The sequence below is a fragment of the Nocardia amamiensis NBRC 102102 genome (assembly GCF_001612745.1).
GTDB lineage: Bacteria > Actinomycetota > Actinomycetes > Mycobacteriales > Mycobacteriaceae > Nocardia > Nocardia amamiensis.
Genome location: NZ_BDBA01000240.1, coordinates 1 through 16,672 on the forward strand (window position 1 = coordinate 1; position 16,672 = coordinate 16,672).

Below are 16,672 nucleotides of genomic sequence, written 5' to 3' on the forward strand. Positions count from 1 at the left end.
CTGTCCCTCCGAACGCAGACCGGACGACATCGCCGACGAACCCGGCTGCCGCTGGGGCAGACCACCCGGGCCGGTGGGAGCAGGCGCGCTGGGCGGCGCGGCGGGCGCAGGGCTTGCGGACTCGGTGACCGGAATGGGGCCGCTGACCCCGGGATCCACGGTGACCATCACATTGCCCCCCGGAGTGCGCGTGACCGCCCGCATCTGCATCGACGACGGACGCTGCGGCTTGACGGGCTGCGGCGAGGGCTGCGGAGTGACCGCCTGCCCCGCGCTCGGCTTACCCGCGACGATAAGTCCGACCGGCACGTGCACGGTCACGGTCACGCCCGGATCGCGAGCGGTGTCGAAGGTCGCGCGCAGCCGCACGGTGAGGCCGTGCCGCTCGGCGAGCCTGCCGACCACGAAGAGACCCATGTGGCGGGCCGTGTCGGGCCCTGGCTCGGCGGTCTGCTCGAGGCGCCGGTTGATGTCGGCCATCTCGGCGGGCGGCATACCGATGCCACGGTCGGCGACCTCGATGAGCAGGCCCTGGTCGTGCGCCTGCGCGAAAGTGAACTTGACGTCGGTCTCCGGCGGCGAGGCGCGCAGCGCGTTGTCCAACAGCTCGGCGAACAGGTGCGCGAGGTCGGAGGCGGCCGGCTCTTTCAGCGAACCGCGCGGCGTGGCACCGAGCTTCACGCGCTCGTAATCCTCGACCTCGGAGATCGCGGCACGCAGCACGTCGGCGATCTCGACCGGAGCGGACTTGCTGCGGCGCTGCCTGGTGCCGGCGAGAATCAGCAGGTTGTCGCCGTTTCGGCGCATACGCGCGGCGAGGTGGTCGAGCCGGAAGAGGTTTTCGAGCAGGCGCGGGTCCTTCTCGTCGTACTCCATCGCCTCGATGAGCGTGAGCTGATGGTCGACGAGCGACTTGGACCGCCGCGCCAGGGTCTCGAACATGTCGTTGACCTGCGCACGCATCTTCGCCTGCTCGCTCGCCAGACGCAGCGCCTGGCCGTGGATGTCGTCGACCGCGCGGGCGAGCTGACCGATCTCCTCGGTGCTGCGCACCGGCATCGGTTCCAGCGGGACTTCTTCCGGCGAGGCGCCGTGGCGGAGCTGGGCGACCTCCGCAGGCAGGTCGCTCTCGGCGACGCGCAGAGCGGCCAAGCGCAGCCGGTGCAGCGGGACGATCATCGAGCGGGCGACGAACACCGCGAGCAGCAGCGCGGCGAGGATGGTCGCGATGACGACCGCGGTATAGGTCCACGCGTCGCGCTGGGCCGTGGACACCAGCGTCTGCATCGCGGAGTCGATGTCCTTGGTCGCCTTGCTGACGACGTGCTCGTAGACCGCGAGACTGTCGATCATCGACTTCCGCAGGTCACCGACCGGGAACTGGCCTGCCTGGGACTGCGGGCTGGTGAGCAGCGCGTATCTGGTGTCGATGCCCGCGCGCAGGTCGGCGATCGCGGTGTCGCCGTCGGAGAAGCGGTGCGCGAGCACATTCAGCAGCGCACGCTCGGTGTTGGACGTGATGAGGAAGTTCTGCACACCGGACTGTTGGCCACGCAACACCTCGGAGAAGGCGGCGAGCTGGCCGACCAGCGTGACACGGGTGTTGAGCGAGTCGACCAGACGCAGTTTGGCCGCATCGACGGCGGTATCGCTGACCTGGCTGACCGTGCCCTCGACGATGCTGACGCTGTCGTTGCGCACACGGTCGATCAACGCGAGGGTCTCCGACGGCGGAGCGGTGGTGACCGCCTTTCCCTGCGCGCGCACGGCCTTGGCCTGGGTAAGCATGCCGTCGAAGGCCTCGCGCGCACCGGGCACGCCGTCGAGCTGGTAGGCCGACTTCTCGGCGCTGGCGATCGCCTTGTCCAGATCCACCAGGGTCTGATCGGTCACGATGGACTGGTTGGTCCCCAGCGAGATCATTTGCGAGGCCGCGGTGGTCGCGGTCTGCGCGCTGAGACCGGTGACCACCGGGATGGCGGCCACGTTCTCGGCGATGTCGGCGAGCCGGTTGGATTCTGCGAACTCCGACGAGATCCTGGACACGCCGAGCCCGACTGCGACCGCCAGCGGCACGGCGAGCACCGCCGTGACCTTCCAGCGCAGGTCCCAGTTGCCGAGCGCCCAGCGCTTACTGCCGGACCTAGCGGCGTCACGCATGTCCCACTCACTTTCCAAACTGGCCTCTACCGAGCACCATCAGCCGAACCTCCACGATCGTGTTGCATGGCTCGACAGGTGGAGCTGGCCGAGAACTGCGGCTGGCCGAGAGATTGCGTCCTACGACGGCCCAAATAAGTGACATCAGATTCTAACGGATCAATAACTTCTTGGGTGCCTTGGCGTGATGTCGCGATCATTGACCTGCCAGTTCCAGGCAAAACCAAAGGTCGCGGCACCCACCCGGGCGTCGCGTGAAGTCTGCCACAATCAACCAGATCTATCGAGGCGGGCATCGAGGCGAGGCTAGGGAGTCACGGGTTTGAACGTGCGGCAGGAGTACCGACCGGCCTATCAGACCAGCTTGGTGGATCCCGCCGAGTTCTGGGCCGGCGCGGCCGAAGCGATCGACTGGGAGGTGCCACCCACTCAGGTCGTCGATACCAACGCCCGCCCGGTGGCCAGATGGTTTCCCGACGCCCGACTCAACACCTCCTTCAACGCGCTCGACCGGCACGTGCACCCGACCACCCCCGGAGATGCCGGTCGCGCCGATCAGCCCGCACTAATATACGACTCCGCTATGACCGGTGCCAGCGTCGTCTACACCTACGCGGAGCTGCTCGCGGAGGTGTCCCGGTTCGCTGGAGCGATGCTGCGGCTCGGCGTCTCGGCGGGCGACCGCGTGGTGATCTACCTGCCGATGATCCCCGAAGCGGTGATCGCGATGCTGGCCTGCGCGCGCATCGGCGCGGTCCACTCGGTGGTGTTCGGCGGCTTCGCCGCGCCGGAGCTGGCCGCCCGCATCGATGACGCGGAGCCGGTGTTGATCATCACAGCGTCCGGGGGCCTGGAGCCCGGCCGGACGATCGAGTATCCGCCGATCGTGTTGCAGGCTCTGGAGCTCGCCACCACCACCGCACCGCGCACCGTGATCGTCAAGCAGCGGTCGCAGTTCGAGACCATCCATTTCGCACCGCCGCAGCCCGCGACCGAGTACTTACCGAGCTCGACGGAAACCGTGGCCGCGCAGTGGCTCGACTGGGACGACGCGGTCCGCGACGCGCCACCGGCCGACCCGGTACCGGTCGCGGCGACCGATCCGCTGTACGTCCTCTACACCTCCGGCACCACCGGGAAGCCCAAGGGCGTGGTGCGGGACAACGGCGGGCACGCGGTGGCGCTTGCCTGGTCCATGCGCAACGTCTACAACGTCGACGCGGGCCAGGTGATGTGGGCGGCCTCCGATGTCGGCTGGGTGGTCGGCCACTCCTACATCGTCTACGGACCGCTGCTGGTCGGAGCGACCACGCTGCTGTACGAAGGCAAGCCGGTCGGCACGCCGGACGCGGGCGCGTACTGGCGCGTGGTCGACCGGTACCAGGTCAACGTGCTGTTCACCGCGCCGACCGCGTTACGCGCCATCCGCAAGGCCGACCCAGGCGCCGAGCTGGCCCGCGCCTGGGACCTGTCCTCACTGCGCGCGCTGTTCTGCGCGGGCGAACGGCTGGATCCGGCCACCTACACCTGGGCGGACGAGACCCTGCTCGCGGGCCGCTCCGACTGCCCCGTCGTCGATCACTGGTGGCAGACCGAGACGGGCTGGCCGATCTGCGCGAACCCCCTGGGGCTGCAGCAGCTGCCGATCAAGCCGGGCTCGGCTTCGGTGCCGGTGCCGGGCTATCGGCTGCGCGTACTGGATTCCTCCGGCAACGCGGTGGCGCCCAACACCGAGGGCAATATCGTCATCGGATTACCGCTGCCGCCCGGCACACTCACCGGGCTATGGCGCGACGACGCCCGCTACGAGCGCTCCTATCTTTCGGCGTATCCCGGCCACTACCTCACCGGCGACTCCGGCTACTTCGACGAGGACGGCTACCTGTATGTCCTCGGCCGCAGCGACGACGTGATCAACATGGCCGGGCATCGGCTCTCCGCGGGCAGCATCGAGGCCGCCATCGCCGGGCACGACACGGTCGCCGAATGTGCCGTCATCGGCCTGCCCGACGAGCTCAAGGGCCACCGGCCGGTGGCCTATGTGGTGCTCAAGTCGGGTGTCGAGATCGATCCGCGGCAGCTGCGCGACGAACTGATCGAGCGGGTGCGCACCCAGGTCGGCGCGATCGCCACCCTGCACGACGTGATCATCGTGACGGCGCTGCCCAAGACCAGGTCCGGCAAGATCCTGCGCAAAACCATCCGGCAGATCACCTCGGGCGAGACATTCGAGGTGCCGTCCACCATCGACGATCCCGGAGTGCTCTCGGCACTGGAGGAGCAGATCCGCGCGGCCCGTCCGGAGTGGGGACCGGCGCGCAACAGCAGCGATAACCCCGACAATGTCGTGGCACCCGACGTGGATCCGGTTGCGCCGTCCTGAGATCGCTCGCGTCCTCAGAGTTTCCACAGAGGACGTTCATCTCGGTGCCAGCCGTTCGAAATAGCCTCGAGACCGCACCGCAACCATTCGATGATCTGGAGGCACCACATCATGAAGCGTTCCGTAGGCCGTCCCGCCGTCGCCGCGCTCGCCGCGGGCGGATTCGCGACGATCGCCGTGTTCCTGAGCCCAGCGATCGCGAGCGCGGGCCCGATGGAACTCGCCGAGCCGCTGCTGACCTCGGACTGCTCCTTTGCCCAGATCGATGCCGCACTGCACGCCAAGGCGCCGCAACTGGCCGCGATGCTCGACGCCAACCCGGCCCAGAAGGCCGAGCTGCAGCGCAAATTCGAGCAACCTGTGCAGCAGCGGCGAGCCGAGTTGCAACGGGCCATCGACGAGAACCCCGACGCCGTGCGCGAGGCGGAGAGCGACCCGCGCACCGCGCAGCTGCGCGACACCATCCGCATCGTCGCCGACTCCTGCCACAGCTACTGACCAACCGACAGCTACCAGCCGACCTGACGCCCCGGAGAGGCTGCCCAGCGCAAAATGGATGACGTGACGACATCTAGCCCGACGGTTCTGGTCGTAGACGACGACGAGGACGTGCTCGCGTCGGTCGAGCGCGGGCTGCGGCTGTCCGGTTTCCAAGTGCTGGTCGCCAGGGACGGGGCGCAGGCGCTGCGCACCGTGAGCGAACAGGCGCCCGATGCCGTCGTGCTGGACATGAACATGCCGGTGCTCGACGGCGCGGGCGTGGTCACCGCGTTGCGCGCGATGGGCAACGAGGTGCCGATCTGTGTGCTCAGCGCTCGCGCGTCGGTGGACGACCGCATCTCCGGCTTGGAGTCCGGCGCGGACGATTACCTGGTCAAGCCGTTCGTGCTCAAGGAGCTGGTGGCGCGGATCAGGGCGCTGCTGCGCCGGCGGTCCGACACACCTGCCCCGGCCACCCCCGGCGCGATCACCGTCGGACCGCTGGAGGTGGATGTCGCCGGCTACCGCGCGCTGCTGCACGGCCGCGAGATCGAGCTCACCAAGCGGGAATTCGAGCTGTTGTCCACGCTGGCCAGGAACGTCGGCGTGGTGCTGAGCAGGGAACGCCTACTGGAACTGGTGTGGGGCTACGACTTCGCCGCCGATACCAATGTGGTGGACGTCTTCGTCGGCTACCTGCGCCGCAAGCTGGAGGTGAGCAACACACCCAGGTTGCTGCACACGATCCGCGGCGTCGGGTTCGTGCTGCGAGCGCCGAAATGAGCGCGGACCCCGACGCGCCCGCGGCGGACGCCTCCACCGCATCGCCGAAAACCCCTCGGCGGCGGTCGTTCTCACTGCGTACCCGGGTCGCGGGCGCCGCGGCCGCAGGCGCGATCGTCATCGTGACCCTGATCAGCCTGATCAGCATCCGCGCCATCGAGCGCAACAACGTGCAGCAGTCCGACCAGCAACTCGCCATCGCGGCGCGCATCGTGCTGATCGAGCCGCAGATCGCGGTCCGGTTCATCAGCCTGACCGGGCTGAACACCGACATGGCGGTGACCGTCCGGGACAACGGCAACATCGTCGCCAGTACGACCACCGAACTGCCCGCGCTGCCGACCGGTTCGCGCACCGTCACGGTGGGCGGCACTCCGTACCGGATTCTCACCACGACGGAGAATCAGCCCGCGGGACGGGTGGTTTCGCTAGGCATCCCCGCCGCTGGAGCGGCCGAGGCCACCGCGGAGCAGCAGCGATGGGTGCTCGGCGGCGCCCTGCTGTCCATCGCCGCCGCCGCGGGGCTCGGCTGGCTGCTCGCGGGGGCCGCGGTGCGCCCGATCGTCCGGCTCACCCGGCAGGTCGGCGCGCGCAGCGCGTTCCCCGATCCGCGCCACCCGCAGCCACCGGTGGAGGGGGCCGGCGTGCACGAGTCGGAGAAGCTGGCCGACGCGGTCAACACCATGCTGCACCGGGTGGATCAGGCGCAGGCCGAGACCGCCGCCGCGCTGGAGACCGCGCGCGACTTCGCCGCCGTGTCCGCCCATGAGCTGCGCACCCCGCTCACCGCGATGCGCACCGACCTGGAAGTACTGCGCACCCTCGATCTCGACGAGGCGCAGCGCGCGGAGATCCTCGACGACCTGCAACGCAGCCAGGGCCGGGTGGAGACGACACTCGCGGCGCTGGAGCGGCTGGCCACCGGTGACCTGACCAACGAGCGTGACCACGTTGCCACCGACGTCGGCGACCTGTGCGACCAGGCCGCGCACGACGCCATGCGGCATTTCCCCGGCCTCACCGTGCGGATCGACTCCGACGCCGAACTGGTGACCCGTGGTCTCCCCGCCGGGCTGCGCTTGGCGGTGGACAACGCGCTGGCCAACTCGGTCAAGCACGGTGGAGCCACCGAGGCCTTGGTCTCCGCGCACCGAGCGCCGAACGGCCACATCGTGATCAGTGTCGACGACAACGGCCGCGGCATCCCGCCGCACGAGCGCCAAGCCGTCTTCGACCGCTTCTTCCGCGGCAGCGAGGCCAGCAAAGGCGGCTCCGGCCTCGGCCTCGCCCTGGTCGCCCAGCAGGCCCAGTTACATGGCGGCCGGGCCTATTTCGACGAGGGCACCCTCGGTGGCATCCGCCTGGTCCTCGACCTTCCCAGCAGTGTTTGATTTGCAGCGCCTGCGGCGCTGCAATCCCCTTAGTCAACTCTCAGAGAAACGCCATGGGCCCGACCATAACTCGTGTTTAAGGTCTGCGAGCGTGATCGGAAAACGCGCCCGCTGGGCACTTCTCGCCGTTGCTCTCCTCGCCGCTGGCGGGTTGGGCGCCGGAATCGTCACGTATACCGGGTCCGATCGGGCCCCGCGGACGATCGCCCTGGTCAACGCCGATACCGGGCCGACCGGTGCGCGCGTCGTCAAGGCGTTGCAGGAGGCCGGTGGCTACGAGTGGACCACTGCCGCGCCGGGCGAGGCGAGCACCCGCGACTACGCCGCGGTCATCACCCTGCCCACCGACCTCACCGAGTCGATCGGCACCCTCGCCGGAACACAGCCCAAGCGGGCCAAGGTCACCGTGGACACACATCACGACGCCGACGCCGACCTGGTGAACGGCGCGGTGACCGAGGTGACGCGGCGGATCGGCGCGGTCGGGGTGGACGCCGCGCTCACCGCCGTCGCACAGGCCCGGTCGCAGATGTCGCAGGTGCGGTTCACCGCCCAACTGCTGGGCGCGGGCGTCGACGCGGCCGCCGCAGGCGCAGGCCAGTTCAGTTCCGGCGCCGATCAGCTGCTCGGCTTCCTCGACTTCGCCCGCCAGGGCTCGGCACAACTCACTTCGGCGATCGCGCTGCTGAACTCGACCGTGGACGGCGCCGCCGCGCAAGCGAATCAACTCGCCGCGGCGCTGGATTCGACCGGCATCACGATCGCGCAGGTGGAACAGACGGCGAATACGGTGAGCGGCGGACTAGACCAAGTTCTGCCGCTGCTGCGCGCATTGCCCTTCGCGAACGATCCCGCGCTGGCCGACATCATCGGAAAACTCGAAGCGCTGCGTGGCGTGTCCAGCCAGGCGGGCGCCCAGCTCACCGGCCTCGGCTCGCTGGTCGGCGACGCGGTCGACCCGGACACCGATCTTGGCACCCTGCTCCGCACCGTCGTCGACCGCCTGACCAGCGCGAGCGCCCAACTGTCGGAGGGCGCGAAGCTGGCCGAGGGCCTGCCGCAACTCGCCGAGCAGGGCGGGACCCAACTGGTCAGCGCCATCGGCCAGCTCACCGGTGGCGTCACCCAGCTGCGGAACATCGTGGACAACCTGAGCACCCAGACCGACAAGGCCGTCGCCGCCCTGCCACAAGGCACCGGCGCCCAGCAATCCGCTCTGGCGCTGGCCCTCACCGACCCGGTCGAAATCGTCCGGGAGTGAGGGAGTACGACAATGGCTCGCGCTTCGCAGTGCGAAGCACGAGCCATGTCCGAGTCGAACGCGCGTGCGCGGGGCCACCTTCGCGGCCGCGCACCCGATCAGTTGGCGCTGAGCAGATCGATCACGAAGACCAGCGTCTTGCCCGACAGCTTGTGGCCTGCACCGGCCGGGCCGTAGGCCAGCTCCGGCGGGATGGTCAGCTGACGGCGGCCGCCGACCTTCATGCCGGGGATTCCGTCCTGCCAGCCCTGGATCAGGCCGCGCAGCGGGAAGGTGATGGACTCGCCCCGGTTCCAGGACGAGTCGAACTCCTCACCGGATTCGAATTCGACTCCCACGTAGTGCACCTCGACGGTGCCACCGGGCACGGCTTCTTTGCCGTCGCCTTCGATGATGTCCTTGACCACCAGCTCGGTGGGCGCGGGCCCTTCTTGGAACTCGATCTCCGGTTTGGTCATTCGGTATCCCCTTCGATGGGTAGTGGTCGGTATTCGGTCAGCGGTTGGTGATCTCGCGGTAATCGCGGGCGCCGTAGCCGGTGTAGATCTGCCGGGGACGGCCGATCTTCAAAGGCTCGCTGTGCATTTCGCGCCAGTGCGCGATCCAGCCGGGGAGCCGGCCCATCGCGAACAGCACGGTGAACATGCGGGTCGGGAAGCCCATCGCCTTGTAGATGACGCCGGTGTAGAAGTCGACGTTCGGGTACAGGCGCCGCTGGATGAAGTAGTCGTCGGTGAGCGCGGCCTCTTCCAGGGCCTGAGCGATCTCGAACAGTTCGTCGGCGCCGCCCAGTTTGCTGAGGATGGCGTCGGCGTGCTTCTTGGCGATCGATGCGCGCGGGTCGTAGTTGCGGTAGACGCGGTGTCCGAAGCCCATGAGCTTCACCCCGTCTTCCTTGTCCTTGACCTTGCGGATGAACTCCTTGACGTTGCCGCCGCTGGCCTTGATGCCGTCGAGCATCTCCAGCACCGCCTGGTTGGCGCCGCCGTGCAGCGGGCCCCACAGCGCGTTGATGCCGCCGGACACCGAGGTGAACAGGTTGGCGTCGGACGAGCCGACCAGGCGCACGGTCGAGGTGGAGCAGTTCTGCTCGTGGTCGGCGTGCAGGATGAGCAGCATGTCCAGGGCGGCGGCGACCTCGGGGTCGACCTCGTAGGGCTCGGCCGGGAAGCCGAAGGTCATCCGCAGGAAGTTCTCCACCAGGCTCAGCGAGTTGTCCGGGTAGAGGAAGGGCTGGCCGACCGACTTCTTGTACGAGTAGGCCGCGATGGTGGGCAGCTTGGCCAGTAATCGGATGGTGGACAGCTCGACCTGTTCGGGGTCGCGCGGGTCCAGCGAGTCCTGGTAGTAGGCCGACAGCGCGTTCACCGCCGAGGACAGCACCGGCATCGGGTGCGCGTTGCGCGGGAAGCCGTCGAAGAACCGCTTCAGGTCCTCGTGCAGCAGGGTGTGCCTGCGGATGCGGTTGGTGAAGTCGTCGAGCTGGGCCTGGGTGGGCAGCTCGCCGTAGATCAGCAGGTAGCTGACCTCGATGAAGGTGGACGCCGACGCGAGCTGGTCGATCGGGTAGCCGCGGTAGCGCAGGATGCCCGCCTCACCGTCGATGTAGGTGATCGCCGACTTGGTCGGGGCGGTGTTCATGAAGCCCGGGTCGTAGGTCACATACCCGGTGCTGGCCAGCAGCTTCCCCAGCTCGATCCCGTCGTTGCCCTCGGCGGCCTTGGCGACCGTCATCGGGAACTCCCCGCCGGGATAGGAAAGGACCGGCTTGGCGTCGTCGTCGACGTTGATGATGTTCTCAGCGGGCACGGAAGGATCCCTCTCAGGCTAGAACCACAGGCACCGGCGCGGGTCGGCGCACGCTGCGCTTGCCTCAACGCTAGCCGTTCACCGACGCGGACAATACCGGAGGGTAGTCCTGCGGCGGCTCACAAACACATCGCGGCGCGGTGAGGTTTCGCAACCACGCCGATATGCGGTCGCCCGGCGTTAGCGGTGCACTTCAGACAGCTATTTCAGCAGTAGGGCGACGGACACGGTAACGCGTGAAGGTCGGAAACGCGATCGCCGCGATCCCGACGCCGACCACCACGAGTACGCCTCCTCCGGCCGCGGCCACAGCAGTACCCAGGCTCGCCGCCGCGAAACCGTGGGCAACATCACCGATGCGCGGGCCGCCCGCGACAACCACGGTGAACACGCCTTGCAGCCGCCCGCGCAAGTCGTCGGTGGCGACGGTCTGCAGCATGGTGACCCGCAACGCGGCCGAGACCATGTCCACCGCACCGCCGAAGGCCGAGCAGGCCAGCGCGATCCACAACCCCACGCCGAGGCCGAGCCCGTGCCCGGTGAACCCGACGGCGACACCGAATCCCACCATGGCCAGGCCCCACAGCGCGATGCAGACCAGCACGGCCAGGCCCTGGCGGCGGATGCGCGGAATCCAGCCGGAGAATACGCCGCCGAGCACGGCGCCCGCCGACATCGAGGCGAACAGCAAACCGAGTGCAACGCCGCCGGTGGACGGGTCGCCGAAGGTTTCGTGCGCGATCTGCGGGAAGAGCGCCCGCGGCATGCCGAACACCATGGCGATCACGTCCACCGCGAACGACGCGAGCAGCACCCGCTGGGTCGCGAGGTATCCGAAACCCTCCAGCACCGTGCGGAACCCGGCGCGGCGCACGGTTCCGGTCGGCGGCAGGGCGGGCAGCCGCCAGACCGCCCAGAGCGTGGCCAGCAGCGCGACGGCGTCGATCAAATAGAGCGTGGCCAGACCGACGACCGGGATGAGCACGCCCGCCAGTACCGGCCCGGCGATCGCGCCGAACTGCATCACCGTCATGTTCAGCGAATTCGCCGCGGCCAGTTGGCCTTCCGGCAGCAGGCGGGGAATGGCCGCGCTGCGGGTCGGCTGGTTCACCGCGAAGAACGCTTGTTGCACCGCGAGCAGGCCGAGCACGATCCACACGTTGTCCACCCCGGCGGCCGATTGCAGCCAGAAGGCGAGCGCGGTGAGCCCGGTGCCGGAATTGGTGATCAGCAAGAGTTTGCGCCGGTCCAGCACGTCGGCGAGCGCGCCGCCCCACAAGCCGAACACGATCAGCGGCACCAGGCCGAACAACCCGGCCAAACCGACATAGCCGGAGCTGCCGGTGATCTGGAAGACCTGCTGCGGCACCGCGACGATGGACAGCTGCGCACCGATCATGGTGACGATGCCCGAGCCCCACAAGCGTCGGAAATCCGGGTGGCGCAACGGGGTCGTGTCGGCGAGCAGTTTCACCGGCCGCAGCGTATCCAGTCCACTTGCCGGGTTCGACGCGAGAATTCTCACGCGTGGGGTGGGAATACCTCAGGGCTGCAAGCGTTCCACCGTGGACGTGCCGTCCGCGATACGCACCCGGATCCGGTTGTGCAGCCGGCCGCGGCGTCCCTGCCAGAACTCGACCTCGACAGGGCGGAGCAGGAATCCACCCCAGTGCGGCGGCACCGGGATCTCGTCGACGTCGGCGAATCGCGTGGTCGCCTCGGCCAGCGTGCGGTCCAGTTCGGCCCGCGAGCCGATCGGCTTGGACTGGCGGGACGCCCAGGCGCCCAGCTGCGAGTCCCGCGGCCGGGAACGCCAGTAGGCCGCCGTGGTCTCGGCGGGCACCCGCTCCACTGCGCCGCGCAGGTGCACTTGCCGACCCAGGGCGGGCCAGACGAACGTGACCGCGGCGTACGGTACGGCGGCCAGCTGGGCGCCCTTGTCCGAGTCGTAGTTCGTGTAGAAGATCACACCTTCCGGCGAGAGCCCTTTACACAGCACCGTTCGCGCTACCGGCCGGGGTGTGCTGTCCACGACCGAGACCGTGGCCAGCACCATGGCGTTGGGTTCGGCGATACCGACCGCGGTGGCCTGTTCGATCCAGTGCCGCAGCAGCGGCTCCCAGCCGCCGGCCAGCCAGGTCTCGTCCAGGTCGACGTCCTCGTTGCCGCCGTGCGGCAGCCCGCCGTAGTCCACCCGCATGGCGGCGAGATCGGTGGCAGGCAGCACATCCGCCGTTTCGTTGCCGGGAGGTGAATTGTCCAGGTCACGCATGGGCCAGACGTTACTCCGGGGTAGCGAGGGTCTAAGGTTTTGATGATCGGCATGTGCTCGTCAAATCCGACATCTTCTCAGCGGCGAGAACATGCGACCCAAGCGCAAGGAGAGTCGCAACATGACTACCAGCCCCGCGGTGTCCGGTGGGCATGCCACCGTACCCAGCGATTTCGTCAGTGGCCTGGAGGGCGTGGTTGCTTTCACCACCGACATCGCCGAACCGGACAAGGACGGCGGCGCGCTGCGCTACCGCGGCGTCGACATCGAGGACCTGGTGGCCAGCCAGGTGACCTTCGGTGACGTGTGGGCCCTGCTGGTAGACGGATCCTTCGGCCGGGGCCTACCGCCTGCCGAACCATTCCCACTGCCGGTACACACCGGTGACGTGCGCGTCGACGTGCAGGCGGGCTTGGCCATGCTCGCGCCGATCTGGGGCTACCAGCCGCTGCTGGACATCGATGACGAGACCGCGCGGGAGAACCTGGCCCGCGCCTCGGTGATGGCGCTGTCCTACGTCGCGCAGTCCGCGCGCGGCATCTACCAGCCCGCCGTCCCGCAGAAGAAGATCGACGAGTGCACCACGGTCACCGCGCGTTTCATGACCCGCTGGAAGGGTGACCCCGACCCGCGCCACACCGAAGCCATCGACGCCTACTGGGTCTCCGCCGCCGAGCACGGCATGAACGCCTCCACCTTCACCGCCCGGGTGATCGCCTCGACCGGCGCCGACGTGGCGGCCTCGCTGTCCGGCGCGATCGGCGCCATGTCCGGCCCGCTGCACGGCGGCGCGCCCGCGCGCGTGCTCCCGATGATCGAAGAGGTCGAGCGGACCGGCGACGCACGCGCTCTGGTGAAGGGCATCCTGGACCGCAAAGAGAAGCTGATGGGCTTCGGCCACCGGGTGTACCGGGCCGAGGATCCGCGCGCCCGGGTGCTGCGCGCCACCGCGAAGCGCCTGGCCGCCCCGCGCTACGAAGTCGCCGCCGCGCTGGAGCAGGCCGCGCTCGCCGAGCTGCGCGAGCGCCGTCCCGACCGCGCCATCGAGACCAACGTCGAGTTCTGGGCCGCGGTGATCCTGGACTTCGCCGAGGTGCCCGCGCACATGATGCCGGCCATGTTCACCTGTGGCCGCACCGCGGGCTGGTGCGCGCACATCCTGGAGCAGAAGCAGCTGGGCAAGCTGGTCCGCCCGGCGGCCATCTACACCGGGCCCGGTCCCCGCAAGCCCGAGGACGTCGAGGGCTGGGCGTCGATCGCCCACACCTAGTCGGAGCACGATGCCACGCGAGCCGGACAGGTCAGCGGAAGACGTTGTCCCGCTGTCAATGTCCGGCTCGCGTGGCATCGCAGGGCTTGGTCCACCCATAGGCCGCACTCGGAAACCGCGTGGGCATGATGGCGGCGCCAGCGAAGATCCGCGCATGGGTTTCCGTTCGTGCACCGGTAGGCGCTCGAATGATGCTTCACTCCTCGAGCGAGGCGGCCCAATCAACAGCCACGGTTTCGCCGCGGTCGACCTCGAAGAAGGCGACCTCCAGGTGCTGGCCGAGGTCGACCAAGCCGATGGCGTGCAGCGGCACCGGCTGGACCAGGCGGACCCGCCACGGCTGGGCCTCGTCCCAGGCGCGTAGCTCGAGGTCGAGCCGCAGCACAGGGTCGTCGCGGCCGGAGTAGTCGGCCGCGACCGGCGCGGCGGCGAGCACGGTGGCGTCGGCCCGGCGGCCGTCGGCGAGGATCTTCGCGATGCTCGCCCGCCCCGTCTCCTCGATGTCGGGCACATACAGCACCAAGCGGTCGCGGTCGCCCGGGTCCACCCGGCAGCACACGACGTCGCCGGGCTGCATCCACTCCAGGTCGGCCTGCGTCACCCGTTGCCGGACCCGGGTCTCGTAGGGGAACTCCCCGTCCAGCTGGACCCGGACCCAGAACACATGACCGGGTTCGGTGCGCCGCGGACGCGCGCCGAGAACGGTCGCCGACCCGGGATCCCCGCGAATCAGCAACTCCCGCCGCGTGGAATCCGAGACCGTCGCGCCGCGCAGCCGGATATTCCGCACCCGCTCGCGCAGTCGCCACCCCGAGTTAGCCGACGGCATGCCCATGGGCGCCTACGTTAGCCGGAGCGTGGGCGACGTCACAGCGACACCACCGACTACCCTGTTCGCCATGACCTCTGCGTTTCCGACCATTCCCGACGATCTCAAGCCCGCCGACGGACGGTTCGGCTGCGGCCCCTCCAAGGTGCGCCCGGAGCAACTGCAGACTCTGGTGAACGTCGGCGCCTCGGTGTTCGGAACCTCGCATCGGCAGAAGCCGGTCAAGGACGTGGTCGCGCGGGTGCGCTCGGGCCTGCGCGACCTGTTCGGCCTTCCGGACGGCTACGAGGTGGTGCTCGGCAACGGCGGCACCACCGCGTTCTGGGACGCCGCGGCGTTCGGCCTGGTGCGGGAGCGCTCGCTGCATCTGACCAACGGTGAGTTCAGCTCCAAGTTCGCCGCCGTGACCAAGGGCAACCCGTTCATCGGCGACCCGATCGTGGTCTCGGCCGAGCCGGGCAGCGCGCCGGAGCCGGTGTCGGACCCGTCGGCGGACCTGATCGGCTGGGCGCACAACGAGACCTCTACGGGTGTCTCCATCCCGGTGCAGCGCCCGGCTGGTTCGGAGCACGCCTTGATCGCCATCGACGCCACCTCCGGCGCGGGCGGTCTGCCGGTGACCATCACCGACGCCGACGTCTACTACTTCGCACCGCAGAAGTGCTTCGCCTCCGACGGCGGCCTGTGGGTCGCGCTGATGAGCCCGGCCGCACTGGCCCGAGTGGAAGAGATCAAGGCGTCGGGCCGCTGGACGCCCGACTTCCTGTCGCTGCCGATCGCGATCGACAACAGCACCAAGGACCAGACCTACAACACCCCGGCTCTGGGCACCCTGCTGCTGTTCGCCGATCAGATCGAGTGGCTGGGCGCCAACGGCGGCTTGGACTGGGCGGTCAAGCGCACGCTGGACTCCTCGTCGCGGCTGTACTCCTGGGCCGAGTCCAGCGAGTACGCCACCCCGTACGTCGCGGACCCGGCGCACCGCTCGCAGGTGGTCGGCACCATCGACTTCGCCGACTCGGTCGACGCGGCCGCCGTGGCGAAGGTGCTGCGCGCCAACGGCATCGTGGACACCGAGCCCTACCGCAAGCTGGGCCGCAACCAGCTGCGCATCGGCATGTTCCCGGCGATCGATCCGGACGACATCAGCCAGCTGACCCGCTCCATCGACTGGGTCGTGCAGAATCTCGGCTGACCGCCGCGCATTTCGGCCACACGGCCGCAACACGCCCGGGATCGACACGCCGAAAAATTAGGCGCGGGAGGGCGAATAGAGCAGATTAGCGGGGCACGGGAGTCGCACTGGCGATTTCCGTGCCGCGTGTCCTGCCCCACGAATCTCAGATGTGCACTACTGTTTCGAAAAGTGGGCGGTGTCGCGAGTCGACGCGATAAGGAGGTAACGGTGCGTGAACTTCGAGTGATCGGGGTGACGCCCGACTCCACGCACATCGTGTGTATCGACACCGAGTCCGGTCAGAAGTTCCGGCTTCCCGCCGACGACAAACTGCGAGCCGCCGCGCGCGGAGACCTTGCCCGATTCGGCCAGATTGAGATCGAAATGGAAGCAACTATGCGTCCCCGCGATATCCAGGCCCGTATTCGCGCAGGGGCCTCCGTAGAACAGGTCACCGAAGAATCCGGAATGCCGGCCAGCCGCGTCGAGCGGTTCGCCTATCCGGTTCTGCTCGAGCGGGCCCGTGCCGCCGAACTCGCCCAGAAGGCGCACCCCGTGCGTCCGGACGGCCCCGCCGTGGAAACGCTCATCGATGTGGTCACCGCCGCTTTCACCGCGCGCGGGCACAACATCGAGGGCGCCGAGTGGGACGCCTGGAAAGACGAGAAGGGGTACTGGGTCGCCCAATTGCAGTGGCAGAACGGGCGTTCCGAGATCGCCGCGCACTGGCGTTATCAGCCGGACGCGCACGGCGGCTCGGTGTCCCCGCTCGACGATCCTGCCTCCGATCTGATCGATCCGGATTTCGGCCGCGCGCTGCGCGGGCTGGCGACGATCCTGCCCGCCGAGCCGGAACC

At 68.8% G+C, this 16,672-nt stretch carries 14 protein-coding genes; 8 read left to right on the forward strand and 6 right to left on the reverse strand.

Annotated elements, in window-relative coordinates; translation table 11 throughout:
- The coding region (locus NA4_RS32935; RefSeq protein ID WP_157129446.1) for a sensor histidine kinase at window positions 1–2,160 on the reverse strand (2,160 nt) is incomplete at its 3' end.
- A 322-nt stretch (window positions 2,161–2,482) separates the two neighbouring features.
- On the opposite strand from NA4_RS32935, the gene NA4_RS32940 reads away from it, so the two are divergent.
- The 5 genes from NA4_RS32940 (at window position 2,483) to NA4_RS32960 (ending at window position 8,458) form a co-directional block, all read left to right on the forward strand.
- Entirely contained in the window at window positions 2,483–4,543 is a 2,061-nt protein-coding gene (locus NA4_RS32940) for an AMP-binding protein (protein WP_067479137.1), read from the forward strand.
- 111 nt (window positions 4,544–4,654) lie between these two features.
- Window positions 4,655–5,041, forward strand: coding sequence for a hemophore-related protein (locus tag NA4_RS32945; RefSeq protein ID WP_067479151.1), 387 nt, complete (start codon window positions 4,655–4,657; stop codon window positions 5,039–5,041).
- Between the two features lie 54 nt (window positions 5,042–5,095).
- Window positions 5,096–5,806 (forward strand): response regulator transcription factor, encoded by a 711-nt coding sequence (locus NA4_RS32950; RefSeq protein ID WP_067479139.1) that lies wholly within the window; start codon window positions 5,096–5,098, stop codon window positions 5,804–5,806.
- Complete coding sequence (locus tag NA4_RS32955) at window positions 5,803–7,197, forward strand: HAMP domain-containing sensor histidine kinase (RefSeq protein WP_084497677.1); 1,395 nt, start codon at window positions 5,803–5,805, stop codon at window positions 7,195–7,197. Before NA4_RS32950 ends, NA4_RS32955 begins: the two co-directional genes overlap by 4 nt.
- 91 nt (window positions 7,198–7,288) lie before the next feature.
- A complete protein-coding gene (locus tag NA4_RS32960) occupies window positions 7,289–8,458 on the forward strand; it encodes a YhgE/Pip domain-containing protein (protein WP_067479141.1) in 1,170 nt (389 codons plus the stop codon).
- 98 nt (window positions 8,459–8,556) lie between these two features.
- On the opposite strand, the gene NA4_RS32965 is transcribed toward NA4_RS32960, so the two are convergent.
- The 4 genes from NA4_RS32965 to pdxH all read right to left on the reverse strand — a co-directional run bounded on the left by NA4_RS32965 (window position 8,557) and on the right by pdxH (window position 12,539).
- Window positions 8,557–8,916, reverse strand: a complete 360-nt coding sequence (locus tag NA4_RS32965; RefSeq protein ID WP_067479143.1) for an FKBP-type peptidyl-prolyl cis-trans isomerase — start codon at window positions 8,914–8,916, stop codon at window positions 8,557–8,559.
- Between the two features lie 37 nt (window positions 8,917–8,953).
- Complete coding sequence (locus NA4_RS32970) at window positions 8,954–10,267, reverse strand: citrate synthase (protein WP_084497678.1); 1,314 nt, start codon at window positions 10,265–10,267, stop codon at window positions 8,954–8,956.
- Window positions 10,268–10,460: 193 nt separating this feature from the next.
- Complete coding sequence (locus NA4_RS32975; protein ID WP_084497679.1) at window positions 10,461–11,741, reverse strand: MFS transporter; 1,281 nt, start codon at window positions 11,739–11,741, stop codon at window positions 10,461–10,463.
- Between the two features lie 69 nt (window positions 11,742–11,810).
- Window positions 11,811–12,539, reverse strand: a complete 729-nt coding sequence (gene pdxH / locus NA4_RS32980) for a pyridoxamine 5'-phosphate oxidase (RefSeq protein ID WP_067479145.1) — start codon at window positions 12,537–12,539, stop codon at window positions 11,811–11,813.
- Between the two features lie 121 nt (window positions 12,540–12,660).
- Between pdxH and NA4_RS32985 the strand changes: the two genes are divergently transcribed.
- Complete coding sequence (locus NA4_RS32985; RefSeq protein WP_067479158.1) at window positions 12,661–13,809, forward strand: citrate synthase 2; 1,149 nt, start codon at window positions 12,661–12,663, stop codon at window positions 13,807–13,809.
- 196 nt (window positions 13,810–14,005) lie between these two features.
- Here NA4_RS32985 and NA4_RS32990 read toward each other — a convergent pair whose 3' ends face one another.
- Window positions 14,006–14,644: a hypothetical protein gene (locus NA4_RS32990; RefSeq protein ID WP_067479147.1), complete on the reverse strand. Its 639-nt coding sequence runs from the start codon at window positions 14,642–14,644 to the stop codon at window positions 14,006–14,008.
- A 64-nt stretch (window positions 14,645–14,708) separates the two neighbouring features.
- Here NA4_RS32990 and serC point away from each other — a divergent pair, with 64 nt between their 5' ends.
- Both serC and sepH read left to right on the forward strand, forming a co-directional pair.
- Window positions 14,709–15,833, forward strand: a complete 1,125-nt coding sequence (gene serC / locus NA4_RS32995; protein WP_067479149.1) for a phosphoserine transaminase — start codon at window positions 14,709–14,711, stop codon at window positions 15,831–15,833.
- Between the two features lie 210 nt (window positions 15,834–16,043).
- Window positions 16,044–16,672: septation protein SepH (sepH, locus tag NA4_RS33000; protein ID WP_157129447.1), on the forward strand; the 629-nt coding region annotated here is incomplete at its 3' end.